This is a genomic window from Shigella flexneri 2a str. 301 (assembly GCF_000006925.2).
In the GTDB taxonomy this organism is placed as follows: Bacteria; Pseudomonadota; Gammaproteobacteria; order Enterobacterales; family Enterobacteriaceae; genus ECMA0423.
This window is the reverse complement of the sequence record NC_004851.1, coordinates 130,602-154,045: the sequence shown is the minus strand read 5'-3', so window position 1 is coordinate 154,045 and position 23,444 is coordinate 130,602. Positions and strand designations below refer to the sequence as shown.

Sequence of the window (23,444 nt, the reverse complement as noted above, 5' to 3'; positions counted from 1 at the left end):
GCGCACGGGCACTGCGTTTATCCGGATGATGTCGCTGTTGCTGACAGTGGTAATACGTTGACGGGGCAATATGCAGTTCGCTGCATAGCGGTCCGACCCCGTACTGCTCACGCAGCTTATCCAGCAGTGGCATCATTTTTTCCAGAGGCGGTCGAACTCCGCCTTCGCAAAATAAGCGGAAGCCTGGCGAAGGATATCGTTACTGCGGCGCAGTTCACGATTTTCACGCTCCGGCTCTTTCAGACGCTGACGTTCAGCGGTGGTGAGCCCTCCATCACCGCCCCCGGTATCCCGCTCATGCTGGCGAACCCAGACACGCAGAGTCTCCGGCGTACAGCCAATCTTTGGAGCAATGGAACAAATTGTCGCCCATTGTGAGTCATATTCGCCCTGACTTTCCAGAACCATACGGACTGCCCGTTGACGGACTTCGGGGGAAAAACGAGTATTTTTAGTCATCCTGTTTACCTCTTTCTCAGGAAGTTTAGTCTCCAGGATTCCCGGGGCGGTTCAGTTCAGGCTGTACGCTTCCCCATGTGATTTGCCTCGCCACTTCACCGGGCTCAGGACCCCGTAGGATCTTCACCGAAAAAAATGCATCACCAGTTGCTTTATTATTTGTTTTAGGTAGACCTGTTACTAATTTATACCTACTCTGACCAAGTCTGGATAAGAAAGGCACACCTGCACATTTCTACTTGGAAATGTTTTCTTTTACCATTTTGCTCAAAAATTTCAACATCCAATATTCCTCGTACAGAACTACTCAAGTCCTGAATAGAAAAAGTTCCAGCTGGTACAGTAGAGTCATATATTACTCGACCTTGTTGAGATACAACAACACGTGCATTAGTTTCTGCAATACCAGTAATCTGAGGCGCATAACCACGAATATTTGGCGGTAGCATTCGTTCATCGCTTTCTAATGCAATTCCTGTGTAACGCCAAGCAACAGCGCATTCTGGCGCATGATCTGGTAAACACGTTTGGCATTGATCGCAGGCATACCATCATGTGCACAAAAACCCACCGAGCTTTTACACGGTGGGTCCCAGAGAAATGCAGGACATCAACACGCCCTGCATTTTTATTATCAGAAGGTATATTTCACACCCAAAATACCTTGGGTGTCTCTGTAACTGTTATTACCCAATTGCTGAGATACGTTTCCCCAGATGCTTAGGTTATCTGCAAGACGCCCCCCCACACCAGTTTTGAGTTCAATCACATTACGGTTGCCTATCTGGTGATTTGACATGCCATTCATAATTACACCATATTGCTTTGAGCTCCATTTCCAATTCACTTCCAAAAATGGTTCGAACTTACGAAGAGTCTCCTTATCGATACAACTCTGACTAATTAAGGATGTACGCAATCCCAATTTTGCTTGAATATTATTGCCCCCAGAGGATGTGACCATAGTGCCATTGTGTTCAATATAGTCGTTTGCTTTTACCCCATGCCTAGTTATCTGGACTTGTGGATTGAGATACAATGCGTTGTCAATATTATTATGAGCAGTCCAGCGTATGGTTGGGTAGATATAGCCAGCTTCCAAAGCTCCTGTTATTCCTTTGCTGGAATATTTCTCACCAGTTAACCCATCTCCTTTGACTGTATTATTAAACCAACTGTACTGCAACCAAGCATCCATATATAGACCTGTTCGTTCTTTTTCATCCTGAAACCAAGAACTGTACAAACCGGCAGTATAACCGCTCACAGTTCCTCGTGAACTATAACTAGTATACTTATTATGAGTTTTGCTATCCTGATATCCATAAGCTCCCATAATACCCACATGCAAGCCATCATGATCAGTGAAGTTTGTCTTCAAAATATCTCCACCAATCTGATAAACCATCCTGTTAGCTGTGGTTTTTAATTGTCTATCAGCTAAATTATGCTCATTATGTCCACCAACAGTACGAATCCACATGGTGGTTTCGCTGAGCTGACCTGTAGTAGGATCAACAATAGTGCTACCGTGTCGGTCATAGAGAGAAGGACTAAACATCGTGTTCATTGCTATCAGGTTAGCAATATAACTGCCAGCTTCAGGGCGCCATGTGTGAATACTACCTTCACCCAAATTAAGTGAAGATACAAGCTGTGAACTAGCTCGGCGACTACTCATTTGAGTAGACTCTTGATTGCTCATCTGTTTTGATTCTTGATTATCCATCTGACTAGTTAGATACCACTTATTGGTATTCAGTCCAGATACAGTGCCCTGTTTCAGGCGATAGTCATAACTACCAGCAACAATACGGCCTTTCTGAATAAAAGCATTCTTATCAGAAGAATCTGTCGAAATAATTTGAACACCTTCAAGAGTTTTATCTCCAGAGCCTCCCTCATTTGTCACTGCAACATAGGTAATACCAGACGCATGGCCTGCAATTTCCAGCCGGTCAGTTTTACTGTTGTCATTGCCGAGAACCGCGCCCAAAGATAATATTCCGCCCTTTCCATGCCAATTACCTTTCTGAACATAGGTCTGACCGACATTTGACGAACTATTATTGAGAATAACATGACCGTTTTTCTCCAGAGTCATGTTACCTGTGACAATGACGGGGTCAGGCAAAAAAGGGGCATTAATATTATTGATTAGCACAGTCCCACTATTTAATAAAGTGTTAACAGTTTGGTTCATGCCTGAAAAATTCAAGGTAGCACCTTTATTAACAATAACACCAGCGGTACGTGTCATAGCTTCAACTGTCCCCATTTTTAGAATGCCTGCATTGATGTTGGTGAAACCAGAGTAGGTATTTTTTTCCGCCAAAATGAGAGTTCCCTCCCCTGATTTTGTTAGGGATTTTCCGTCCCAGCTATTTATATTATGATGGCTGAGATTATCTGCCAGAATAGTACTAACAGTAAGTTCAGCGTTTTCTTTCAGATTGAACTCTCCATGACTGTCGCCATCTGTATCATTCCAGCTCAAACCGTAGATCAATTTATTCTGGTCACTGATATAGCTTTTTGTATAGTCAATAGCACCAGTAGTGAGTAACGGATTGATGATAGATATATTAGAAACACTGAAACCTGTTATCCCTTTATCTGCACTTAGCAGTTTATAGTCCTTCTGCGCCCAGTTATTTATAATAGCCTCCACTTTTACATTGTTGCCAAATGACATATTTCCAGAAGCTTCCAGACTACTGATTCCAGCTAAATTTAAAGAACTGTTCTCACCAAAAGAAACGTCACCTGAAACAGTGAATTTGTTACCTGATAGTGAAACAGTTGTACAATCACCAGCACATAAATCACCTTCAATAGTTGGTGTGGTCCCAGTGTAATCATTGTTGATAATTTTCAGAATGGATGAATTGTTAACCTGTACATCACCAGTAATGACAGAACCTTCATGGAGTATTAATGAATTGTTTCCACCAGTGATGTGGATAGCATTACCTGCTACATTTTGTGTTCCATCATCTTCTTTACCTGAAATTATATATCCGCTATTAGCAATGGTCATATTGCTACCATTTATAGCATCCCCCCAATGTCCACCATTACCGCCTAAAATAGCTCCATTGTTGATTACAGACAGGTTATCTCCTGTGATAGCATTACCACCGTAGCCATCATAACCATAACCGTAAGCAGCACCTCCGTTGCCTCCAGCGAACGTGCCCTTATTGATTACAGAGAGGCTGCTTCCTGTGATGGCATCACCTCCATTACCGCCATCACCCTCACCATAATTGTTACCTCCATTACCACCGGAAATAGTCCCTTTGTTGATTATGGGTAAATTGACTCCTGTGACGGCATCACCTCCATTCCCCCCATCACTATCACTATAACTATCGCCACCATGTCCACCTGAAATAATTTCTCCATTTATTATAAACAGATTGTCTCCTGTAACAGCCTCACCACCATCACCGTTATGGTCAGCACCGCTACCGCCGCTACCACCAAGAATCATGCCTTGATTGATTATAGACAAGTCAGATCCGGTAATAGAGTCACCACCATTACCGCCACAACTATTACCATCATTATTATCACCAGCACCACCATGACCTGCGCTAATCATAATATCAGAGTTAATCCGTAGCTTAGTTCTAGATGCATGAGAGGGGTTGGAAGAAGTTATATACCACGCATCCATTCCATCTTCACCAGCTCCCAAGGGAGAAAGTCCATCAACAGGTGTTAATAATTTTTCATAATTGTCCTCTGAAAAATGAAGTTCTTGAGTACCCGAAAGAGGAGTAGCAAAAGCTATTGGCCCCCCGAGCAACAGGGATGCACCAACAACAAAAGGAGAAAAAGACAATTTGCATGTTTTTTCCTTTACCGTAGGTAATTCTCCGGCCCCCCCCTGTGAACATTGGGTCATATTACAAAAAAATTTGTGAATTTGATTCATGCACTATATTATCAGTAAGTGGTTGATAAACCCCTGAAAAGATTCCGTTTTATCCGGAATAAAGGGACGATATATGCAAAAACATATTAAACAAAGCCTCAACCAAAACATGAGAGCTGTGTTATATATCAATGCAACGGGAGAAATTTACCTGTGTCTTGCTTTGAAAAAAAGAGGGGGAAAGCTATATGTTCGATAATAAATTAATAATTTTACTATGATAGTCTGCTTCAGACCGCAACTTTTCAGTTCTTTCTGTACGCTTGCCCAAAGTTTAACCACTTTGTTTTTCTATACACCCAATGGTTCTATCTGCCCCTTGATGTTAATCCCCAAAGCCAATAACATGAATGTATTCATATCACAACTTTCCTACCAGACTCTCCAATGCAATAACTGCATAATTGTTTTTAGTGGAAATGTATCGTTTTCTTAAAGAGAAGAATAACATTCCATTTTATTATGTTCCCAATTTAATTATATTAATATATATTGGCATTAATAGGAAAATACATCAGGAGAAATCAAATGCAGACATCAAACATAACTAACCATGAAAGAAATGACTCATCATGGATGTCAACTGTCAAATCAACTACAGAAGTAAGTTGGAATAAATTGAGTTTTTGTGACATTTTACTGAAAATAATAACTTTCGGCATATATTCTCCACACGAAACTCTAGCCGAAAAACATAGCGAAAAAAAACTAATGGATAGTTTCTCACCATCACTATCACAAGATAAAATGGACGGAGAGTTTGCCCACGCAAACATAGATGGCATTTCAATACGGCTATGCCTTAACAAAGGCATATGTTCGGTTTTTTATCTTGATGGAGATAAAATACAATCCACTCAACTTTCATCAAAAGAATATAATAACTTGTTAAGTTCACTCCCCCCCAAACAATTCAACTTAGGAAAAGTACATACTATTACAGCTCCGGTATCAGGGAATTTTAAAACTCACAAGCCTGCACCAGAAGTTATTGAAACAGCCATTAATTGCTGTACATCGATAATACCAAACGATGATTACTTCCACGTTAAAGACACTGATTTTAATAGTGTTTGGCATGATATTTACAGAGATATTCGAGCATCTGACAGCAATAGTACAAAAATATATTTCAACAATATTGAAATACCACTAAAATTAATTGCAGATCTAATTAATGAGTTAGGAATTAATGAATTCATTGATAGCAAAAAAGAGCTTCAAATGCTAAGTTACAACCAAGTAAATAAAATAATCAATTCAAACTTCCCCCAACAAGACCTATGTTTTCAAACAGAAAAACTTTTGTTTACTTCACTCTTTCAAGACCCTGCATTTATATCTGCACTAACATCTGCATTCTGGCAATCTCTTCACATCACGTCTTCCTCTGTGGAACACATATATGCCCAAATTATGTCCGAAAACATAGAAAACAGGCTTAATTTCATGCCTGAACAACGAGTTATTAACAATTGTGGACATATTATAAAAATCAACGCAGTTGTCCCTAAAAACGACACTGCAATCTCTGCCTCTGGGGGGAGGGCTTACGAAGTTAGCTCATCAATATTACCATCGCACATAACATGTAATGGTGTTGGTATTAATAAAATAGAAACAAGCTATCTCGTTCATGCTGGAACACTTCCAAGCAGTGAAGGGCTTCGCAATGCTATCCCTCCAGAAAGTCGTCAAGTATCATTTGCCATCATATCTCCTGATGTTTAAGCCAATATTATATTGGCTGCCAGACTGTAAAAAAACGTTCTTCAGAACAGCTCTATAAACTATTAAACCAAAGCTAAAAGGATGGGGACCAATAGAATCTCAGCCCATCCTTTTTATATCATTATGAACCGCCCCGGAAATCCTGGAGACTAAACTCCCTGAGAAAGAGGTAAACAGGATGACTAAAAATACACGTTTTTCCCCTGAAGTCCGTCAACGGGCAGTTCGTATGGTTCTGGAAAGTCAGGGCGAATATGACTCACAATGGGCAGCGATTTGTTCCATTGCCCCAAAGATTGGCTGTATACTGGAAACTCTGCGTGTCTGGGTACGCCAGCATGAGCGGGATACCGGGGGCGGTGAGGTGGGCTCACCACCGCTGAACGTCAGCGTCTGAAAGAGCCGGAACGTGAAAATCGTGAACTGCGCCGCAGTAACAATATCCTTCGCCTGGCTTCCGCTTATTTTGCAAAGGCGGAGTTCGACCGCCTCTGGAAAAAATAATGCCACTGCTGGATAAGCTGCGTGAGCAGTACGGGGTCGGACCGGTATGCAGTGAACTGCATATTGCCCCATCAACGTATTACCACTGTCAGCAACAGCGACATCATCATGATAAACGCAGTGCCCGTGCGCAGCGCGATGACTGGCTGAAGAAAGAGATACTGCGCGTATACGATGAGAATCATCAGGTATACGCTGTGCGTAAAGTCTGGCATCAGTTGTTACGGGAAGGTATCAGAGTGGCCAGATGCACTGTGGCACGTCTCATGGCGGTTATGGGGCTTGCCGGTGTTCTCCGGGGTAAAAAGGTCCACACTACCGTCAGCCGGAAAGCCGTTGCCGCAGGCGACCGCGTAAACCGTCATCAAGGCAATGTGCCGCGTACTCCGGGTGGCCCGCAGCGGCTGGTATACGTGGTGTCAGCGGCGGACAAGGATAAACACACGTCCGCAGTTCCGTCAGCACTGCGACAGCGTTGTCCGCAAGGCTTTTACCCAGTCCAGCGTTACGGTGCCCCACGCCTGACGGATGAACTGTGTGCTCTGGTTACCACTTTAACGTAAAAACCGTGGCAGCCAGTCTGCGCCGTCAGGAACTGAGCGCAAAAGCCTCCCAGAAGTTCAGCCCGATCAGTTACCGTGCACACGGCCTGCCTGTATCAGAAAATCTGCTGACGCAGGATTTTTACGCCAGTGGCCCGAACCAGAAGTGGGCGGGAGACATCACGTACTATTACAGCTCACCGACTGCGGGGAAACACGGGGCGCCGGGTTATTGAAGGTGACCTGTCCAGCTACTTCGACACAGTACATCACCGGCTGCTGATGAAAGCCGTCTGCCGCAGGATCAGTGATACACGTTTTATGAGACTGCTGTGGAAAACGCCGTGTTGATGTTGGTCTCTTCCGGGCGGTCAGTGAAAGTATGCCACAGGGCGGTGTGATCTCGCCGTTGCTGTCGAACATCATACTGAATGAGTTCGACCAGTATCTGAATAAACGCTACCTGAGTGGAAAAGCCAGAAAGGATCGCTGGTACTGGAATCACAGTATCCAGCGAGGCCGAAGTACTGCTGTCAAAGAAAACTGGCAATGGAAACCTGCCGTTGCTTACTGTTGCTATGCCGATGACTGTGTGCCACGAAGGCGCGTCCTGGGGACGTGAGTCCCTGTGCAGCCATGCAGCACAAGAGATGAGGGAAGGCCCCTTGGTGTCGGCGTGCAGGCGCAGGCACCAAACCATCCACTGCTGCTGCATTTAAGAGATGTGGTGGTGAGCGAGATGGGAAAAGGTCGGACGTGAGCCGATCAGGTATGGTTCGAAGAGACGAACGAAAGTGAACCGCTGATGATGTGTCGAAAGCATATAGATGATGTCAAAACAATGGTGGAGTCGTTCCTGTGGGATATGTTTACTGCCTGCGCGGCATCCGGCATAAAAGCGGCGTGAAGTCGATTCAGGCTCTTGTGGGGAACGTGGACCTGTCACCCCGATGTGAAGGGAGAAGCGCAAGTGGAAGCCCCATGAGCGCCAGAGTACCAATGCGGGGTACAGGGACGGAGCACCAAGCGATTGCGCAGTAAACATGCTTGACAACTTAATTGGGGCCCCCTCTTCCTTTTATGGTGTAATTGTTTGATTGAATACTTCCGGGGATTTCAGTATGAAATGAAGTATATTTAATATACTTTACAAAAAGTTTGTATTAGTGGAATAAGGACAATAGTTTATCCAAACTGCCAAGCCCCTTTATTATAAGTAAGATCTGGTACTAAATAAGCGTTCTAAACCGCCCCGAGTAGGCGGCCTGACGGCTGCGGCTTGTCATGGCCTGTGATTACCGTTATAAAAACAGACAATATCATTGTCTTTCAGGTAGTTATATGGCCCGTTCAGCTAAACCACGCAAACGAAAACCTGCACCTCAAAGAAGCAAACTCCTCCGCTATGTCGTAAAACTTCACGAAGATGATTTTTTTGACGAAGAAGAAGCTGAGGTTCTGCGCTTTGATAATTTTGACGATGCCGTTGAGTGTTGCGCAGACCTGAATATTCCGTTCTTTGTGGATGCCGGAAACAAAAAACTGGTCTTCTGGTTTGTACGTGTTGATGACGAAGGGTATCCGGAAATTGCCCGCTGCACGGAGCGGGAATTTGCGACAATTCCTGCCGGTATCAACGCCGACGGCATGTATTGCCCTGAATGCGGTACGGTTCACTGGCCGGATGGCGTTATTCCGCCTTTCTGATGCTTCCCCGTTTTGCCGATATTTTTCAGCAGGGAAACCGATGGCTTAACTGGCTGGAGAAGCAGCCGGTGCAGATGAGCCGCCTGGAACATTATGCCGGTCAGGATGAAATTGGCCTGCGTTACAACAGCCACCGGACAAAACGAGAAGAAAACCTTGTGATGAGTGGCGACGAGTTTATGGAAAGGTTCTCCTGGCATGTGGCGGATAAGGGGTTCCGGATGGTGATACGGGGTCCTGAGTCCGGTGAAGCGGCGATTACTGGAAGATGTGGTGTACGCCATAACGGAGACAGTGAGAAAAACGGCGAGGCAAATCACAAGGAGAGGGATGTATCAGCAGTGACTGAAGGTTGACCCGCTGAAGTGCGAGCTGCGCGGAGGTCAGATGCGGTTTACGGGGCTGAAGAGGGGTTACCGTCTGGCAGAGCAGGTTATGATGCATGAGCAGCTGGCTCGAATACGGTGGGGCGGCTGAGAGTCGCAGAGGGGAAGTTGCGTCCATGTTGAGGGGAACGGAGCAAAAAACCATCAGAGATACATTGAATCAATCAATGTAAGCAATATTAAGTGTCTATACCGATTACTTGATGATCAGGTTGTGTTGAATAAACGCGCATTCTTCGGTGCTTTTTTAATCTTTTGGGGATTTAAATTCCTATCGATGGACATGAATGCAGGCTATATAAGAGCAGCGCGCATCCACTTACCCAATGCGGTTGAGAAAATAGCCTTCGATCGCTTTCATGTGGCGAAACAACCGGGTGAGGTGGTGGATAAAACCCGCCAGAATGAACCGCCCCGGTTTTCCTGGAGAGTGTTTTATCTGTGAACTCAGGCTGCCAGATCATCGTTTCCGATGGAAGCATAATAAGCTTTTTCTGCTTCTGCCGGAGGGATGTGGCCCAGCCTTTCCTGCAATCGTCGATTGTTATACCAGTCCACCCACGTTAGTGTGGCCAGTTCCACTTCTGCACGGTTTTTCCAGCTCTTACGGTGTATTACCTCCGCTTTGTAAAGACCATTGATGCTCTCCGCCATCGCGTTGTCATACGAGTCGCCTGTACTTCCTGTTGATGCCAGTAATCCGGCTTCCTTAAGCCGCTGTGTGCAAGGCCAGCGATACATACTGAGAACCTTTATCACTGTGATGGACCGTGCCGGACGGTCGACGGGCCCATAACGCCTGCTCCAGTGCATCCAGCACGAATGTCGTTTCCATGGACGATGAGACCCGCCACCCCACGATGTATCCGGCAAACACATCAATGATGAACGCCACATAGACGAAGCCCCGCCATGTGCTGACGTAAGTAAAATCAGCCACCCACAGCTGGTCAGGTCGTTCTGCCACGAACTGACGGTTTACGCGGTCGCCTGCGGCAACGGCTTTCCGGCTGATGGTCGTACGGACCTTTTTACCCCGGAGAACACCGGCAAGTCCCATAACCGCCATGAGACGTGCCACAGTGCATCTGGCCACTCTGATACCTTCCCGTAACAACTGACGCCAGACTTTACACCGTATACCTTGTGATTTTCATCGTATACGCGCTGTATCTCTTTCTTCAGCCAGTCATCGCGCTGCGCACGGGCACTGCGTTTATCCGGATGATGTCGCTGTTGCTGACAGTGGTAATACGTTGACGGGGCAATATGCAGTTCACTGCATACCGGTCCGACCCCGTACTGCTCACGCAGCTTATCCAGCAGTGGCATTATTTTTTCCAGAGGCGGTCGAACTCCGCCTTTGCAAAATAAGCGGAAGCCAGGCGAAGGATATTGTTACTGCGGCGCAGTTCACGATTTTCACGTTCCGGCTCTTTCAGACGCTGACGTTCAGCGGTGGTGAGCCCTCCATCACCGCCCCCGGTATCCCGCTCATGCTGGCGACCCCAGACACGCAGAGTCTCCGGCGTACAGCCAATCTTTGGAGCAATGGAACAAATTGTCGCCCATTGTGAGTCATATTCGCCCTGACTTTCCAGAACCATACGGACTGCCCGTTGACGGACTTCGGGGGAAAAACGAGTATTTTTAGTCATCCTGTTTACCTCTTTCTCAGGAAGTTTAGTCTCCAGGATTCCCGGGGCGGTTCAGAATGAACATCCGCATCTTCCTGTTGAAAGTCGTCGTCAGGCAAAGGGAACTCGCTTCCTGTGGCAGCACAGCGATAAATGGATGACCGAATCCAGGCAGGAAAAGCTGATATGGCTGCGTGCACAGATGAAGCTGACGAGCCTGTGCTGGGCGCTGAAAGAACTGGCAAAGGATATCTGGAGCAGACCATGGAGCGAGGAAAGACGCAACGACTGGCAGAGATGGCTGCGGCCAACAGTGACGTCCCCATGATGAAGAATGTGGCTAAAACGATAGGGAAAAGGTTGTACGGTATCCTGAACGCCATGCGCCATGGCGTATCAAACGGAAATGCGGAAGCACTGAACAGCAAGATCAGGCTGCTGAGAATAAAAGCCAAGGGCTACCGCAACCGGGAGCGCTTTAAGCTGGGAGTGATGTTCCACTATGGGAAACTGAATATAGCGTTCTAAGCCTTCCCACCATGATCGGGGAAGACCCAGATATGAACAGGCACATTCAGAGTTACTTTAAAGAGCTTACTGAACGTCTGAGGTGTTAGAGCCATGACTGCCGCAGCATTGCTGGCGGAAATGCCTGAATCGAGCAGCCTCTCGAGACGTGAAATCAGCGCACTTGTCGGTGTTGCTCAGGTAAACCGGGACTCGGGAACTCTGCGCGGTCGACGAACCATTTTCGGTGATTGTGCTGGGGAAGAACAGCTCTGTACATGGCGGCGCTTGAGGCCCCCCCCGGTTTAATCTGGTGATAAAGGCGTTTTACATGCGCCTACTTGCAGCCGGAAACGCCAAAAAAGTGGCACTGGTTGCCTGTATGCGTAAGTTGCTGACCATTATGAACGCAATGCTCAGAAAAAACGAAGAATGGAATGAATCGTATTTATGAAAACTGGATTGTGGGCCATAAATATTCCAAAAAGATAGCCCGCTCCGTTTATTACCGGAACGGGCGAGAGCATGACATTGTCTGTTATTATAATGAGACTGCTGATTCTACTTATTTTTAATTTCAAGAAAAGCGTTTTCTACAAAGAATTATGAGATTTAATGTTTTGTTTAGACAATATTATCATTCTGTTCAATAATGAAAGTCTTCATCAACAACAAGTAAAAACAACGTCCCTCTCATCGAACCGGACTTGCAGATTTCCCGCATCCGGCTCTCTTGCAACACATCAGACCTTCACGTTCGGGCGGTTATGGGGAAGGTCCAGCAAGCTGTATGAGCCCTAACTGTTTGAATACCAGTAGATTACCAGAAACTTCTATCGATTGAAGACATTACCAACTAGCGTTACTAAATGTTGACCAAGTTTTGTTCACTTGTCTGGTTTTGATAGTAGCATTCTGCAGAGTATTTTGATATGATAAATATGCATTAACAATGATATTATTGTTAATTTCCTAGCATGAAAATTAAAAGATCAACTTTTATCTCGAATATTTTTTACATTATCAGTTAGTTTCTTATGAATGACAATTCATTGCTTAGAAATTCTTCATTATTCATCGCCTATATGGGATGTGTAGGGTGGGTCAGTGCTTATTCTTATGGCTGGGGAACCTCTTTTTACTATGGATTTCCATGGTGGGTTGTTGGTGCAGGTTTGGATGATGTTGCCAGAAGTTTACTCTATGCTATCATAGTAATGGGTATACTTTTTACCGGTTGGGGGATTGGTATTTTATTTTTTCTTCTTATAAAGAAAAGAAGTAAAATACAAGACTTGAGTTTTTTTAGACTATTTTTTGCTATTACCCTACTGTTTTTCCCTGTAATATTCGAACTTTTAATTCTCAAACAATATTTCATACTTCCATTATCACTTTCATTCATTATTAGTTCATTGGTTATTTCAATAATAATTCGTATATATGGACGGATCTTTTCTGTATCATGTTTTTCAGATATCCCTTTTGTTAGAGAACACCGCATTAAGTTAATTATGGCTGGTTTTTTGGTTTATTTTTGGTTTTTTTCCTTTCTTGTTGGCTGGTATAAACCTCAATTAAAAAAAGAATATCAGATGCTTTGTTATAATAATAGTTGGTATTATGTTCTTGCTCGTTATGATTCACGGCTCGTTTTATCTAGTTCATTTAAAGATGACAGTAACAGATTCTTAATATTTAATACAGAACAGTCGGGATTTTATGAAATCAATGATGTTTATGTCAGAAAGTAATAATCCTCTCCCACAAAGTGAATTAAATGAATATATAATGCGTTCGAAGTATATGTATTGAGCTGTCATACTGAGAAACAAACCTTAGGGCAGCACAATTAAAGCCAGAAACAACTATGCAAGAAAGTTACTAAATAAGTGCTCGGAACAGTAAAACACTCAGGGGGGACTCAGTCCGGATTATGTAATCAGATAAATTGCCAAACATCACAAATCACCAGCCGGACTGAGTGATGCCGAGCATTGCACCAATACCCCGTGATGAACGATGCCTGATGCAGAAAGCTCCCTATAAAACAAAGAACAAAAACTACGACCGGCGATTCACCGTCATACTGATGCTGCATCGTGGTGACACTGTCTGTCACTTTCATGTTGACTGAACAACTCTGCTGCGAAGAAGGTGTACCGCCGGCGGGATTTGATTGTCCGGCGTCTAGCTTCCACTTCCCTGATGGAACTGAAAGTTGTTATGGCCGGTCAGCTTGCCCTGTCCGCAGGACATGAGGTGCTGTGACGGACAGCACCAGTAACGGAAAGTGACAATGAAAATGAATACTGCGCTGATAGTTGCACTAATGTGTATGTGGTATGCGGTACCCGCTGCTGCAAAAGAGACTTTACTGGCTATGCCACGTAATTCAACAGAACATTGCTATGCGGAGATTAATGTGCACGGACCATATGGGGTGTATTTCCGAGTGGTCCCGCATCCCCCCGGGGGAAAGAGCTGGGTCGAATGTAACAGTGACTACTATTACTCTGATAAACCACCGGGAGTACAGATACTCGGAACCCGTGCAGGGTGTCGGGTATACGGAATCTGCGGGACCACCTCGACACTGCATGTGGCTGGAAGAGGGGTTGTGTGTATTAAAAATATATGCAGTCCACGTGGGATGATAATTCACAGGATACGGAAACGTCCTGTAGTGGCTGTAAGCGATGAGATGTGATCTTACCCAGCAATAGTAGACACGCGGCTAAGTGAGTAAACTCTCAGTCAGAGGTGACTCACATGACAAAAACAGTATCAACCAGCAAAAAAACACGTAAACAGAATTCGCCTGAATTTTGCAGTGAAGCCCTGAAGCTTGCTGAACGCATCGGTGTTGCTGCCGCAGCCCGTGAACTCAGCCTGTATGAATCTCAGCTCTATGCGTGGCGCAGCAAACTGCAGCAACAGATGACCTCGTCTGAGCGTGAAAGTGAACTGCCCGCCTGAAGCGGCAACTGGCGGAGCAGGCAGAGGAACTGGCTATCCTCCAAAAGGCCGCGACATACTTTGCGCAGCGGCTGGTATACGTGGTGTCAGCGTCGGACAGGAATAAGCCCTCGTCAGCAGTTCCGTCAGCACTGCGACAGCGTTGTCCTCGCGGCGGCCTTTACCCGGTCAAAACAGCGTTACGGTGCACCACGCCTGACGGATGAACTGCGTGCTCAGGGTTACCACTTTAACGTAAAAACCGTGGCGGCAAGCCTGCGCCGTCAGGGGCTGAGGGCAAAGGCCTCCCGGAAGTTCACGTATAGGAAATTGAAAAACCAGACGATACCGCTGTCCACGCCTTATGCCACGTGAGCTTTTCTGCTTTTCCCTCCACTCCGGTGTTTTCTCTCTCTGCATGGTCGATTCTTATACCGCAACAGGCTGTTTTTTATACTTGCACCGATTCCCGGGCACACTTAGCCTGTGTCAGGCCGGCATATACCTCAGCAGACTGATATCCCGCGCGTTTTTCTTCAGCCCCTCCACATTCAGTCCCGCGATGGCCCGGCGGTATACCATCCGGCCGCCACACAGCACGCATTCGAACGGGTCACGACTCAGGAACTGTTTCACCATTTGTGCATAGCACACTTTCGCCACTGGTTCCGGTTTATCCATCCCCAGAGCACGGTACACCTGCGGCAGCTTCTCTCCACACACCCGGTTGGCAAGGAACCCGAAGTACCTCACCATCTTAAAAAACTTCTCCGGGATGTGCTGTTTCAGCCTCGCGACCAGCTCACGCTGTGTCAGCGTTTCCGTCGCCGTTTCTCCCGTTTTGTGGTCCAGGTAACGGAAGCTCAGGCTCCCCCTCCGTTGTAATGTGCCAGCCGGGAGGCCGCTATCGGCGGCTTCTTCAGATAACGACCCAGGTAGCGCGCCGTATTCCTCCCGCCGGCCGTTTTTTTCGACATGTACACATGCCAGTATTTTCCTCCGGCTTTCAGCACCAGGCTTCTCCTCTGTGATTCCGTCGTGATATGTGACAACGACTCCGGCATCGCCAGCCCCTCTGACCACGCTTTCAGAAGCCGTTGCCGCATATTCCACATCCACCGCGAACGTATCGCGTCTTTCAGGAAGCTCAGCTTTTTCCACTGACCATGCTTATTCAGACCTCCACAGGTTACAGACACATGTACATGCGGATGCCAGTTGAGACGACGGCCATACGTGTGGATGGCGCAGAAGATACCGGGTTCCTGCCCCCGTTTCCGGGCGGCATACAGCAGATTCTCCACCGCCAGACGGCACACGTCATTCAGCAGCCACCGGTTGCTTTCGAACACCGGCCACTGCGTGTCCGGCAGGGTGAAGACCAGGTGTACCCAGTCGCAGTCAGGAAGACGATTCAGCTGTGTCGCTATCCACAGGTCTGTGGCCTTTTTTCCGCAGGACGGGCAGGCACGGCTGCCGCATGAGTTAGTGACGTATCTGACGTGGGGGCACTCAGGTTTATCGCAGATGTATATGCTTCACGCCCAGTATCCGCGTGCCGCAGGCCAGCATTTTTGTGACAGCCTCAACCTCGATATCGCGCAGACCGCCCGCATCCAGGAAGGATGTCCAGCACTGGTTGGCCGTGAACAGACGTTTCAGCGGGCGGGGAGTAAAAGCGGACAACATGAGGACGGATTAACCCCCGGTATCCTGTAGCCGGGTAAGGGCTGCTGTGTCGCCACGGCGCTCCAGGATGGAGGCCGCGACCATCGCAGGTGGTGGGTCCATGGGTTTGAGCATCTTCATCCAGTCCCATTCACGTTGTGAGAGCTTCTCAGCACCAACAGAGAGCAGAACGGTATCTATACTTTTGCGGGTCAACATAAGAGGATGAGTCCTTAATAAAACAGGTCCTCAGAGCATACATATTCTGCGGAGCGTGCGGCAACACCAGGACGAACAGGGGCAGTTTTCAATTTGCAGCCGTCAGGCTGCCGTGGTTCAGCCCGGTCAGTTACCGCGCACATGGCCTGAGGTGTACTGGCAATAGCGGACACCACCATTTGTTCTTTTTCTAAGCAGTCATCTGATAATATTTTATCCTGAAGGCTGCCGGGGAGATATTCCCCAGACGAGAGTGACGACGCTGACGATTGTAGAAAATCTCAATGTATTCCCGTATTACTGAGATGGCCTCATCCCGGCTCTTAAAACGATAGTGGCTCAGGCTTTCATTTTTCAGCGTTCCCCAGAAGCTTTCCATCGGAGCGTTGTCGTAACAGTTTGAGGTAGCCTGAGTTTAACGGACACTCCTTCCTGAAATAGAATGGCATCAGAAGGAGCCAATAATGAGCAGAAAAACCCAACGTTACTCTACGGAGTTTAAAGCCGAAGCCGTCAAAACGGTTCCTGAAAATCAGCTTTCGATCAGTGAAGGCGCTTCCCGATTATCTGTTCCTGAAGGCACTTTAGGACAATGGGTTACCGCCGCAAGAAAAGGGCTCAATACACCAGGCTCCCGCACAGTGGCTGAGCTGGAATCTGAAGTTATGCAACTGCGTAAGGCTTTAAATGAAGCACGACTTGAGCGAGATATATTAAAAAAAGCAACAGCGTATTTTGCACAGGAGTCGCTGAAAAATACGCGTTAGTCGAACAATGGCGACAACAATTCCCTGTTGAAGCGATGTGTCGGGTACCTGGTGTATCCAGGAGCGGTTATTACGACCGGGTACAGCATGCCCCCTCAGACAGAAAACAAAGTGATGAGCGGCTAAAACTGGAGATTAAGGTGGCACATATCCGCACTCGCGAAACATATGGAACCCGGCGGCTCCAGACGGAGCTGGCAGATAACGGAATTATCGTCGGTCGTGACAGACTGGCACGTCTTCGTAAGGAGCTGAGGCTGCACTGTAAGCAGAAACGCAAGTTCAGGGCGACCACAAGCTCTGACCACAATCTGCCGGTTACGCCGAATCTGCTGAATCAGAACTTTACGCCCACAGCACCTAATCAGGTCTGGGTCGCAGATATAACGTATGTTGCCACCCGGGAAGGATGGCTGTATCTCGCTGGCGTCAAAGATGTTTATACGTGCGAAATTGTCGGTTACGCCATGGGAGAGCGCATGACGAAAGAGTTGACGGGTAAAGCCCTGTTTATGGCGCTCAGGAGCCAGCACCCACCTGCCGGGCTAATCCACCACTCCGCTCGAGGTTCACAGTACTGCGCATACGATTACCGGGTCATACAGGAGCAGTCTGGTCTGAAAACATCAATGTCGCGTAAAGGTAACTGTTACGACAACGCTCCGATGGAAATCTTCTGGGGAACGCTGAAAAATGAAAGCCTGAGCCACTATCGTTTTAAGAGCCGGGATATTTCGTCAGCATACGGGAAAACTGATTGAGGTCGGCCTCAGTTTTGAGGCCTTTAGCCAGTTCAGCCGCAAGGGCTTTAAGCTTCTTTTCGTCCATAATTTACCTGTCTCCGTTGTTGGAGTAAACATATCAAAAACAGGCAATTACACAATTTAAATTACAGTCTCAAAACAAACCCAACGGTCAATATAGTTTACCAGCAAGCTTACTAGCAAAGTGCTAATCATTTGGTATCTTTCGTGCTATTCTCCTTTTACGTAAGTACTTAAGGGGAACGTATTTACTACTTTTAAAGAAAGCTCCGTTACTATCTGAAATGCAATGAGATAATAAACGATTACTCTCGGTTAGTATCTCATGATCATTTACAGACTTTGCATAATCGCGAATACTATATAACAGAGTTTTAACATTACAGGATGAATAGTCTCTCTTATCAACTCCTAATAAAAGAAGGATTATGGTCAGTCGTTTTTGCTGTCTTATCATATATTATTTAGTGCAGTTCCTAACAAAAACATAACAATTTTCTACAATTGATCCTGTGACTACATAAATATCTTCAACAAAAATATTTATATCAGCAAAAGAGTTATTATGAATGATTATAAATCATCAGGTGTTTTTTCAACGACCAACTCCAGAGCACAACGATAAATGTCTTTTCTAACCAGGTCACATTCAGATGAAATCTTTCTGAGTAAAACATTTATTATATCCTTATTGCTAAGGAAAGATATTGGGTTCAATACCTCATTAGCAATGGAGTTAATGATGGAAGATTCTATTTCAAATTCAGACTGATCAATACCTATTTTATTACAGAAATTAACTCCCATATAACACATCTCCTTTACTTATTAATGAGTGTTTTCAACCTGCTCAAGCCAAACAATAAGACGTAGGACTTCATCCAAGTGTTCAAAATCAACAAAACTATATTTTGTATGTGTTTTATATAGTTTTCTAGCTAATTTCACATCACGCACAGTCGGTATACCAACTTCATTTGCATATTTTCTGACAGCCAAGGCACACTGGTTAGTTTCAATGAGAGAAATAAAAGGTGCAGGCGCTATTTCTGGATTAAAATAAATACCAATTGCAATATGAGTCGGGTTCATTACCACTAATTTTGAATTACGTATATCAGATTTAGTCTGCTCTGAAAGAATCTCGATATGCAACTCACGCCTTCTCGACTTTGTCTCAAAGTGTCCCTCTTGCTCTATATATTCTCTTTTTATCTCCTGTTTATCCATCATCATATCTTTCATGTATAAAATGAACTCAATCACAAAGTCAAGAATAATAACAAGAATAGAAAATGCCAAGAAAAATAATATTATATCCTTAAACAGCCTCCCCCAAATAAGATATAAGCCATCAACACTAGAAAACACCTGAGAAAAAATTATTTTTCGGTCATTAATCCAAAAGAAATAGGTTGTTAATGCTAGAATAATAAGAAGCAGAATGCTTTTGAAAAATTCTTTTATTGTCTTTATACTAAATATTTTTTTTAACCCTTTAACAGGGTTTAATACTGAAAAATCAATCTTGATAGCTTTAGTCGCAAGAACAAACTTTGTTTGAACCAATGTTGGCAACACAGCCGAAAGAACACAGAAAAAAAGTGGGAAGCCAATTATCTTAAAAAAGACAATAACCACTGCAAAAAAGTATTTACCCTCATTAATTTCGAAGTCATTAATTATTACATATCTGTATAAGAGCATTACATCACTTAAGGAAAAGAATGATATTATAGTAAATGTCCCTACCAGAATAATAACAACAGTCGTTAAATCCTTAAATTTAAATGACTGTCCTTTTTTTGCGGCATCCTTTAGTTTTTTAGGTGTCGGCTTTTCTGTTTTATTTGCCATAATATTTTATCTAACAAATAGATTTGTGAAAAATTTATGTTCACCGAGGAAAAATTGAACTTTAGAAAAGTAAATAGTAGAAGAACAGATGAAAATAATAAATATTGCAAGTAAACTTTTAATAGTTAATGATACGGAAAAAGCATTCATCTGCGGAGCAAATCTCGATAATACACCAAGTAATACTTCTGATAGTAACAATACTATCATAACAGGACTGGCTAAAATAACAGCCTGACTTGCCAATAAAGTCAGAAATGTTAAGATATTTGAGACACGGAAAGAACATTGAGAAAATAACGGGCATATATTATAAGACAATTGTATGGATTCTAAAATAAAGACCATACCACCACTGTATAGAAATACAACTGCAGAAAAAAGATTGAAAAATTTTGCCAACTCAGACGTATCAACACCATTGGCAGGATCAATTGAACTACTAAGCGTTGCCCCACGCTGGTTGTCAATAATGCTACCAACAGCATGAAATATCCAAAAGGGAAGAGACAAGCAAAAAGAGAGAAGGAGGCCAACAATTATTTCCTTGAACATAAGGAAATAAACATGTTCAAAAACAGAAGAACCTATGTCTACCTTACCAGAAGTAATTAATCCTGATGCAACAAGAAAAATCACAGGTATTCTAATAGATGGAGAAATTATACCGTTATTTAAAAATGGAAGAAAGAAAAATAATGGAGCCAATCTAAAAAAAACGCCGTTCAGGAGTATTAAAAACACATGAATACTTTCGAACCAGCTTGAAATGTCCATCAAACCCCACTCTTAATTAAAAACATTATTTCATGACAAAAAGACAATAAAACCTCACCATACCATCCAGAAAGAAGTAGCAAAGATATTGAGACACCTATAAGCTTTATACCAAAAGGAAGTGTCTGCTCTTGGAGTTGAGTCACTGTCTGTAACAAACCAATAGATAATCCAATAACCGTAGCTATACCTACTGGCCATAAGGAAAAGATAAGGATTAAATAAAGAGCCTTATTACCCATATAAACTATATCAGACACATTACCTCCATCATCTAAGCAGGAATATTGATATATTGTTCAATCAAGGCCTTAGACAGGATACCCCACCCATCAAGCGCAACAAATAATACAAGTTTTATTGGTACTGATATTGTGATTGGACTCATCATCATCATACCAAGTGCAAGTAAAATGCTTGAAATAACAAGATCAACAACAACAAATGGCAAATATAAATAAAAACCTATTTTGAACGCATCTTTGATTTCACTTAGCGCATATGCAGGCAAGAGGGAAAACAATGAATAATCATTATTCTCTGCACTCTTTAAATCAGCATTTTCTTCTTCAGACCTTTGGAAAAAACGTGCTAACTCAAGATCTGTATGCTTTTTCAAGTATTGCTTATATTCCATCAAGCCAGAATCAGAAAAACGGACAATATCAGATATTGTATCAAATTTTTGAGGGCCATTTAGATAATTTTCATAACCAGCTTCAATAATGGGTTTCATCACGAACAAAGCCATAATCAATGCAATACCATTGAGAGTCATATTTGATGGAACCTGCTGCAAACCAAGTGCATTTCGTACCATTACAAAAACAATAGAAAACTTTATATAACAGGTACCAGCAGCAACTAAAAATGGTAATAGCGTAAAAAAAGAAAGTGTAGCGATGAGGGACATGTCACTCAGCATGAGATTACTCCTTTACCATCCAAGAACTAATCTCGATACCATAACCATCCTCAATAGAAACAAGTTCCCCATGCCCAACCAAAGAACCATTTACTTTAATATTTACATGTTTAACTATGTCATCGGGAAACTTGAATAATTCGTTTTCTACATACATTTTTAGTTCATTGATTGTCATATTTTTTTCTAAAAGAATAAAGTCCACTTTTACATTGATATCATCATAATTGAATAATGCCAAAGAAACTTCTGTGTGTTCTGACTCACCATTACTTTCTGACAGATTAATTTTTGCCTCATTATTATCATTCACAATATAATCCCCAATAATAACTTGATTACACAATAATAAATTATAAAGTTTCTGAACTATGATTATATCACCAGTGCGAATTCTTTTTAAAGTAGCCAGCCTTACATTAGATGAACCTAAGCAAAACTCTAAAAGATGATGCAATGAGTCAAGAGAAACTTGATTACGTAATACCGGCATCTTGTCAAAATAAATAATACCTAAAGAAGAGGAAAAACAGCATAAATGACTCCCAGTAGTTGCATACTGGATTTCATTCGTGATCCGGAAAGTAATCTTATCAGACAGTTCTGGAATCGAAAATACAGATGACGACTCTATAAAGACACATTTTGATAAATGCAGTAAAGATTCTTGTGTAGAAAATCCTGAAAATACCTCGTATTTTTTTTTCAAAAAAGATAATGTATCAATACGAATTACCCAATCCCCACACACGGAAGTAAGAGTGACTAAACTTTCACTGCCTGTAAATTTATTTTTGAATGTCTGAATCGAAAAACGCTCGCAGAGTTGCTTTGCATATAAAATCTGTATTTATTCGTTAGCGTCAAAATGTTTAATTCTTAGCATTCTTCTTCACTCTGTTCATTATATCCTGTACTATTATTTTTATTCCCCTTATTATGTTGACTGCTATCAAATCTGTAATTACCCTCAGCATCTTGTTTCAAAATTAAGTCAAGTTTATTTCCTACAAATTGATCTGACGGTTTTAGAACAAAAGAACCAGACTCCACTGAAATACTAACAGAATGTCCAGCCCCCCACTGTTTAAAGTGGTAAGTCATTTCACTATTTTTTTGAAAAACATTTTTATCATTTTCAACTATTGATTTTTCTTGCAATGACATGGATGGGGTTATGTCTGCAGTATTTTTATTCATTACAGGCAGCTCAAATGATTTAGCAACACTTCCATTTAGTAAAGAAATGATGTCAGCAATATTCTTATCAATAGACAAGCTATGATTTTTTAAACCAATTTGACCATTTCTATTATCAGATTCTAGCAGATTATCAGGGTTTACAGAAGAAGTATGACTTCTTTCGAAGTTCTTGTCTGCATTTCCACTCTTATTATATGAAAAGATCCCCCTCATATCGCCGATATTTATTTTTTCCCTTGCTTTGATATCTTGATCTGGTATCAAAATATTTTCTTTAATGGCCATTGATTCTGGAATATCAGAATATGTCGCTCGTTCGTTTCTAAGTTCGAACGCATTTTTAATGCCACTATAAATTTCTCCTTTATCATGCTTATGTTCAAAGTGCTTATCAATAGTAAAATAGTTAGATGCAATTAAAGAGTACTCAGGAATTTCAACCTTCCTCTTCTTCTTCAAAACGAGACTATCAATATTATCTATTGAAGATAGTTTCTCACATTTTTCTATCTGTTTGTCACTACTAAAATTTAGGTTTATATTATCTAATGCCATACTTCATATCCTCTTGTGATAACTCATCAAGTATCAACTGTTTGGCAAAGTTATTTCTTTTAATCAAGCCAATCCGTTTACATATTTTACTCTCTTTATGAAGCAGTTTTCTTTTAGAAGCATTTGCCTCATCAATATCTTTTTGAATTTCTTCAATTCTTCCCTTTAGAAGAATTCGTTCAGACTGATATTGGATAATATGCTTTTTTACTATAGCGATCTTACGTCTTGTATTGAAAAGCTGACTAACACTCTGAGCGCCTACAGGTTCTAAGTCATTCTCCAGTTGCAGGAAGTATATAATCCTTTTATCTAATGCCTCCACATCTCGATAC

The 23,444-nt window shown here is 43.3% G+C and carries 32 protein-coding genes, 1 pseudogene and 13 other annotated features (1 of these 46 only partly in view); of the genes and pseudogenes, 16 read left to right on the top strand and 17 right to left on the bottom strand.

Features of this window, described 5'->3' with window-relative positions:
* Window positions 1-513 (bottom strand) — a mobile genetic element (it extends 793 nt beyond the left edge of the window).
* Window positions 133-459, bottom strand: a complete 327-nt coding sequence (locus CP0183) for an IS629 ORF1 (RefSeq protein ID NP_858316.1) — start codon at window positions 457-459, stop codon at window positions 133-135. (Overlaps the previous feature by 327 nt.)
* 580 nt (window positions 514-1,093) lie before the next feature.
* Entirely contained in the window at window positions 1,094-4,402 is a 3,309-nt protein-coding gene (gene icsA/virG / locus CP0182) for a hypothetical protein (RefSeq protein ID NP_858315.1), read from the bottom strand.
* A 528-nt stretch (window positions 4,403-4,930) separates the two neighbouring features.
* On the opposite strand from icsA/virG, the gene virA reads away from it, so the two are divergent.
* The 8 genes from virA (at window position 4,931) to CP0174 (ending at window position 9,717) form a co-directional block, all read left to right on the top strand.
* A complete protein-coding gene (gene virA / locus CP0181) occupies window positions 4,931-6,133 on the top strand; it encodes a VirA protein (protein NP_858314.2) in 1,203 nt (400 codons plus the stop codon).
* 124 nt (window positions 6,134-6,257) lie between these two features.
* Window positions 6,258-7,001: a mobile genetic element (partial), on the top strand.
* Window positions 6,312-6,530 (top strand): IS629 ORF1, encoded by a 219-nt coding sequence (locus tag CP0180; RefSeq protein NP_858313.2) that lies wholly within the window; start codon window positions 6,312-6,314, stop codon window positions 6,528-6,530. (Overlaps the previous feature by 219 nt.)
* Window positions 6,637-7,200 (top strand): IS629 ORF2, encoded by a 564-nt coding sequence (locus tag CP0179; protein NP_858312.1) that lies wholly within the window; start codon window positions 6,637-6,639, stop codon window positions 7,198-7,200.
* Window positions 7,000-7,368: a mobile genetic element (partial), on the top strand. It overlaps the preceding gene by 201 nt.
* Window positions 7,173-7,415 (top strand): IS3 ORF2, encoded by a 243-nt coding sequence (locus CP0178; RefSeq protein ID NP_858311.1) that lies wholly within the window; start codon window positions 7,173-7,175, stop codon window positions 7,413-7,415. Its footprint overlaps the feature before it by 196 nt. Before CP0179 ends, CP0178 begins: the two co-directional genes overlap by 28 nt.
* Window positions 7,416-7,561: 146 nt before the next feature.
* Entirely contained in the window at window positions 7,562-7,801 is a 240-nt protein-coding gene (locus tag CP0177) for a reverse transcriptase (RefSeq protein NP_858310.2), read from the top strand.
* Between the two features lie 631 nt (window positions 7,802-8,432).
* Window positions 8,433-8,955, top strand: a mobile genetic element (partial).
* A complete protein-coding gene (locus CP0176; protein NP_858309.1) occupies window positions 8,464-8,886 on the top strand; it encodes an IS91 ORF2 in 423 nt (140 codons plus the stop codon). It overlaps the preceding feature by 423 nt.
* Window positions 8,886-9,242 carry an IS91 orf gene (locus tag CP0175; RefSeq protein NP_858308.1) on the top strand — a complete coding sequence of 119 codons (357 nt, stop codon included), beginning with the start codon at window positions 8,886-8,888 and terminating at the stop codon, window positions 9,240-9,242. Before CP0176 ends, CP0175 begins: the two co-directional genes overlap by 1 nt.
* Window positions 8,952-9,334 (top strand) — a mobile genetic element (partial). (Overlaps the previous gene by 291 nt.)
* Before the next feature lie 152 nt (window positions 9,335-9,486).
* Entirely contained in the window at window positions 9,487-9,717 is a 231-nt protein-coding gene (locus CP0174; RefSeq protein ID NP_858307.1) for a transposase, read from the top strand.
* Window positions 9,678-10,984: a mobile genetic element, on the bottom strand. It overlaps the preceding gene by 40 nt.
* On the opposite strand, the gene CP0173 is transcribed toward CP0174, so the two are convergent.
* The 4 genes from CP0173 to CP0169 all read right to left on the bottom strand — a co-directional run bounded on the left by CP0173 (window position 9,720) and on the right by CP0169 (window position 11,364).
* The gene (locus CP0173; protein ID NP_858306.1) at window positions 9,720-10,013 is read right to left on the bottom strand and encodes an IS629 ORF2; all 294 of its coding nucleotides are present in this window, start codon (window positions 10,011-10,013) and stop codon (window positions 9,720-9,722) included. It overlaps the preceding feature by 294 nt.
* On the bottom strand, window positions 9,982-10,389 hold the full coding sequence (locus CP0172) for an IS629 ORF2 (protein NP_858305.1): 408 nt from the start codon (window positions 10,387-10,389) through the stop codon (window positions 9,982-9,984). Before CP0172 ends, CP0173 begins: the two co-directional genes overlap by 32 nt.
* Window positions 10,604-10,930 carry an IS629 ORF1 gene (locus CP0171; protein NP_858304.1) on the bottom strand — a complete coding sequence of 109 codons (327 nt, stop codon included), beginning with the start codon at window positions 10,928-10,930 and terminating at the stop codon, window positions 10,604-10,606.
* On the bottom strand, window positions 10,936-11,364 hold the full coding sequence (locus CP0169; protein ID NP_858302.2) for a hypothetical protein: 429 nt from the start codon (window positions 11,362-11,364) through the stop codon (window positions 10,936-10,938).
* Here CP0169 and CP0170 point away from each other — a divergent pair.
* The 5 genes from CP0170 to CP0165 all read left to right on the top strand — a co-directional run bounded on the left by CP0170 (window position 11,063) and on the right by CP0165 (window position 14,749).
* Window positions 11,063-11,437: a hypothetical protein gene (locus CP0170; protein ID NP_858303.2), complete on the top strand. Its 375-nt coding sequence runs from the start codon at window positions 11,063-11,065 to the stop codon at window positions 11,435-11,437. The two genes, CP0169 and CP0170, sit on opposite strands and share 302 nt — an antisense overlap.
* A 1,016-nt stretch (window positions 11,438-12,453) precedes the next feature.
* Window positions 12,454-13,170 carry a hypothetical protein gene (locus CP0168; RefSeq protein ID NP_858301.1) on the top strand — a complete coding sequence of 239 codons (717 nt, stop codon included), beginning with the start codon at window positions 12,454-12,456 and terminating at the stop codon, window positions 13,168-13,170.
* A 551-nt stretch (window positions 13,171-13,721) separates the two neighbouring features.
* Complete coding sequence (locus tag CP0167) at window positions 13,722-14,126, top strand: hypothetical protein (protein ID NP_858300.2); 405 nt, start codon at window positions 13,722-13,724, stop codon at window positions 14,124-14,126.
* Window positions 14,124-14,328, top strand: a mobile genetic element (partial). It overlaps the preceding gene by 3 nt.
* The gene (locus tag CP0166) at window positions 14,180-14,395 is read left to right on the top strand and encodes an IS3 ORF1 (RefSeq protein ID NP_858299.1); all 216 of its coding nucleotides are present in this window, start codon (window positions 14,180-14,182) and stop codon (window positions 14,393-14,395) included. Its footprint overlaps the feature before it by 149 nt.
* Before the next feature lie 60 nt (window positions 14,396-14,455).
* On the top strand, window positions 14,456-14,749 hold the full coding sequence (locus tag CP0165; protein NP_858298.1) for an IS3 ORF2: 294 nt from the start codon (window positions 14,456-14,458) through the stop codon (window positions 14,747-14,749).
* Window positions 14,459-14,693 (top strand) — a mobile genetic element (partial). (Overlaps the previous gene by 235 nt.)
* Window positions 14,692-15,861, bottom strand: a mobile genetic element (partial). It overlaps the preceding feature by 2 nt.
* Window positions 14,861-15,726 (bottom strand) — a sequence feature (Similar to Shigella flexneri IS1294 transposase ref: NP_085231.1 (399 aa). BLAST with identity of 98% in 286 aa. This CDS has been truncated. The sequence has been checked and is believed to be correct.). It overlaps the preceding feature by 866 nt.
* On the opposite strand, the pseudogene CP0163 reads toward CP0165, so the two are convergent.
* Window positions 14,861-15,726, bottom strand: a pseudogene (locus CP0163). (Lies within the feature at window positions 14,692-15,861; overlaps the previous feature by 866 nt.)
* On the opposite strand from CP0163, the gene CP0162 reads away from it, so the two are divergent.
* Window positions 15,737-16,093 carry a hypothetical protein gene (locus CP0162; RefSeq protein ID NP_858295.1) on the top strand — a complete coding sequence of 119 codons (357 nt, stop codon included), beginning with the start codon at window positions 15,737-15,739 and terminating at the stop codon, window positions 16,091-16,093.
* Window positions 15,918-16,380: a mobile genetic element (partial), on the bottom strand. (Overlaps the previous gene by 176 nt.)
* Here the strand turns inward: CP0162 and CP0161 are convergent.
* The 3 genes from CP0161 to CP0159 form a co-directional block, all read right to left on the bottom strand.
* On the bottom strand, window positions 16,073-16,261 hold the full coding sequence (locus tag CP0161; RefSeq protein ID NP_858294.1) for an IS1294 transposase: 189 nt from the start codon (window positions 16,259-16,261) through the stop codon (window positions 16,073-16,075). (Overlaps the previous feature by 189 nt.) The genes CP0162 and CP0161 overlap by 21 nt on opposite strands.
* Window positions 16,276-16,440 (bottom strand): IS1294 transposase, encoded by a 165-nt coding sequence (locus tag CP0160; protein ID NP_858293.1) that lies wholly within the window; start codon window positions 16,438-16,440, stop codon window positions 16,276-16,278.
* Window positions 16,409-16,661 (top strand) — a mobile genetic element (partial). Its footprint overlaps the gene before it by 32 nt.
* Window positions 16,452-16,640, bottom strand: coding sequence for an IS600 ORF2 (locus CP0159; RefSeq protein ID NP_858292.1), 189 nt, complete (start codon window positions 16,638-16,640; stop codon window positions 16,452-16,454). (Overlaps the previous feature by 189 nt.)
* Window positions 16,662-17,759: a mobile genetic element (partial), on the bottom strand.
* Here CP0159 and CP0158 point away from each other — a divergent pair.
* Window positions 16,726-17,028, top strand: a complete 303-nt coding sequence (locus tag CP0158; protein NP_858291.1) for an IS600 ORF1 — start codon at window positions 16,726-16,728, stop codon at window positions 17,026-17,028. Its footprint overlaps the feature before it by 303 nt.
* Window positions 17,064-17,789 (top strand): IS600 ORF2, encoded by a 726-nt coding sequence (locus CP0157; RefSeq protein NP_858290.1) that lies wholly within the window; start codon window positions 17,064-17,066, stop codon window positions 17,787-17,789.
* 831 nt (window positions 17,790-18,620) lie before the next feature.
* Here the strand turns inward: CP0157 and spa40 are convergent.
* The 7 genes from spa40 to spa13 all read right to left on the bottom strand — a co-directional run bounded on the left by spa40 (window position 18,621) and on the right by spa13 (window position 23,434).
* Window positions 18,621-19,649, bottom strand: coding sequence for a surface presentation of antigens protein SpaS (gene spa40 / locus CP0156; protein ID NP_858289.1), 1,029 nt, complete (start codon window positions 19,647-19,649; stop codon window positions 18,621-18,623).
* Window positions 19,650-19,655: 6 nt separating this feature from the next.
* Window positions 19,656-20,426, bottom strand: a complete 771-nt coding sequence (spa29, locus tag CP0155) for an Mxi-Spa secretion machinery protein Spa29 (protein ID NP_858288.2) — start codon at window positions 20,424-20,426, stop codon at window positions 19,656-19,658.
* Complete coding sequence (gene spa9, locus CP0154) at window positions 20,426-20,686, bottom strand: Mxi-Spa secretion machinery protein Spa9 (protein NP_858287.1); 261 nt, start codon at window positions 20,684-20,686, stop codon at window positions 20,426-20,428. Before spa9 ends, spa29 begins: the two co-directional genes overlap by 1 nt.
* Window positions 20,687-20,700: 14 nt before the next feature.
* On the bottom strand, window positions 20,701-21,351 hold the full coding sequence (spaP, locus tag CP0153) for a surface presentation of antigens protein SpaP (protein NP_858286.1): 651 nt from the start codon (window positions 21,349-21,351) through the stop codon (window positions 20,701-20,703).
* 4 nt (window positions 21,352-21,355) lie between these two features.
* A complete protein-coding gene (spa33, locus tag CP0152) occupies window positions 21,356-22,102 on the bottom strand; it encodes an Mxi-Spa secretion machinery protein Spa33 (protein NP_858285.1) in 747 nt (248 codons plus the stop codon).
* Between the two features lie 128 nt (window positions 22,103-22,230).
* Window positions 22,231-23,109 carry an Mxi-Spa secretion machinery protein Spa32 gene (gene spa32, locus CP0151; RefSeq protein ID NP_858284.1) on the bottom strand — a complete coding sequence of 293 codons (879 nt, stop codon included), beginning with the start codon at window positions 23,107-23,109 and terminating at the stop codon, window positions 22,231-22,233.
* Window positions 23,096-23,434, bottom strand: a complete 339-nt coding sequence (gene spa13 / locus CP0150; protein ID NP_858283.1) for an Mxi-Spa secretion machinery protein Spa13 — start codon at window positions 23,432-23,434, stop codon at window positions 23,096-23,098. Before spa13 ends, spa32 begins: the two co-directional genes overlap by 14 nt.
* Between the last annotated feature and the right edge of the window lie 10 nt (window positions 23,435-23,444).

Coding starts and splice junctions, on each gene's coding strand:
- CP0183 (NP_858316.1), bottom strand. CDS start 459: ATGACTAAAAATACTCGTTTTTCCCCCGAAGTCCGTCAACGGGCAGTC.
- icsA/virG (NP_858315.1), bottom strand. CDS start 4,402: ATGAATCAAATTCACAAATTTTTTTGTAATATGACCCAATGTTCACAG.
- virA (NP_858314.2), top strand. CDS start 4,931: ATGCAGACATCAAACATAACTAACCATGAAAGAAATGACTCATCATGG.
- CP0180 (NP_858313.2), top strand. CDS start 6,312: ATGACTAAAAATACACGTTTTTCCCCTGAAGTCCGTCAACGGGCAGTT.
- CP0179 (NP_858312.1), top strand. CDS start 6,637: ATGCCACTGCTGGATAAGCTGCGTGAGCAGTACGGGGTCGGACCGGTA.
- CP0177 (NP_858310.2), top strand. CDS start 7,562: ATGCCACAGGGCGGTGTGATCTCGCCGTTGCTGTCGAACATCATACTG.
- CP0176 (NP_858309.1), top strand. CDS start 8,464: ATGGCCTGTGATTACCGTTATAAAAACAGACAATATCATTGTCTTTCA.
- CP0175 (NP_858308.1), top strand. CDS start 8,886: ATGCTTCCCCGTTTTGCCGATATTTTTCAGCAGGGAAACCGATGGCTT.
- CP0173 (NP_858306.1), bottom strand. CDS start 10,013: ATGTATCGCTGGCCTTGCACACAGCGGCTTAAGGAAGCCGGATTACTG.
- CP0171 (NP_858304.1), bottom strand. CDS start 10,930: ATGACTAAAAATACTCGTTTTTCCCCCGAAGTCCGTCAACGGGCAGTC.
- CP0170 (NP_858303.2), top strand. CDS start 11,063: ATGGATGACCGAATCCAGGCAGGAAAAGCTGATATGGCTGCGTGCACA.
- CP0168 (NP_858301.1), top strand. CDS start 12,454: ATGAATGACAATTCATTGCTTAGAAATTCTTCATTATTCATCGCCTAT.
- CP0167 (NP_858300.2), top strand. CDS start 13,722: ATGAATACTGCGCTGATAGTTGCACTAATGTGTATGTGGTATGCGGTA.
- CP0161 (NP_858294.1), bottom strand. CDS start 16,261: ATGTTGACCCGCAAAAGTATAGATACCGTTCTGCTCTCTGTTGGTGCT.
- CP0160 (NP_858293.1), bottom strand. CDS start 16,440: ATGGTGGTGTCCGCTATTGCCAGTACACCTCAGGCCATGTGCGCGGTA.
- CP0159 (NP_858292.1), bottom strand. CDS start 16,640: ATGGAAAGCTTCTGGGGAACGCTGAAAAATGAAAGCCTGAGCCACTAT.
- CP0158 (NP_858291.1), top strand. CDS start 16,726: ATGAGCAGAAAAACCCAACGTTACTCTACGGAGTTTAAAGCCGAAGCC.
- CP0157 (NP_858290.1), top strand. CDS start 17,064: ATGTGTCGGGTACCTGGTGTATCCAGGAGCGGTTATTACGACCGGGTA.
- spa40 (NP_858289.1), bottom strand. CDS start 19,649: ATGGCAAATAAAACAGAAAAGCCGACACCTAAAAAACTAAAGGATGCC.
- spa29 (NP_858288.2), bottom strand. CDS start 20,426: ATGGACATTTCAAGCTGGTTCGAAAGTATTCATGTGTTTTTAATACTC.
- spaP (NP_858286.1), bottom strand. CDS start 21,351: ATGCTGAGTGACATGTCCCTCATCGCTACACTTTCTTTTTTTACGCTA.
- spa32 (NP_858284.1), bottom strand. CDS start 23,109: ATGGCATTAGATAATATAAACCTAAATTTTAGTAGTGACAAACAGATA.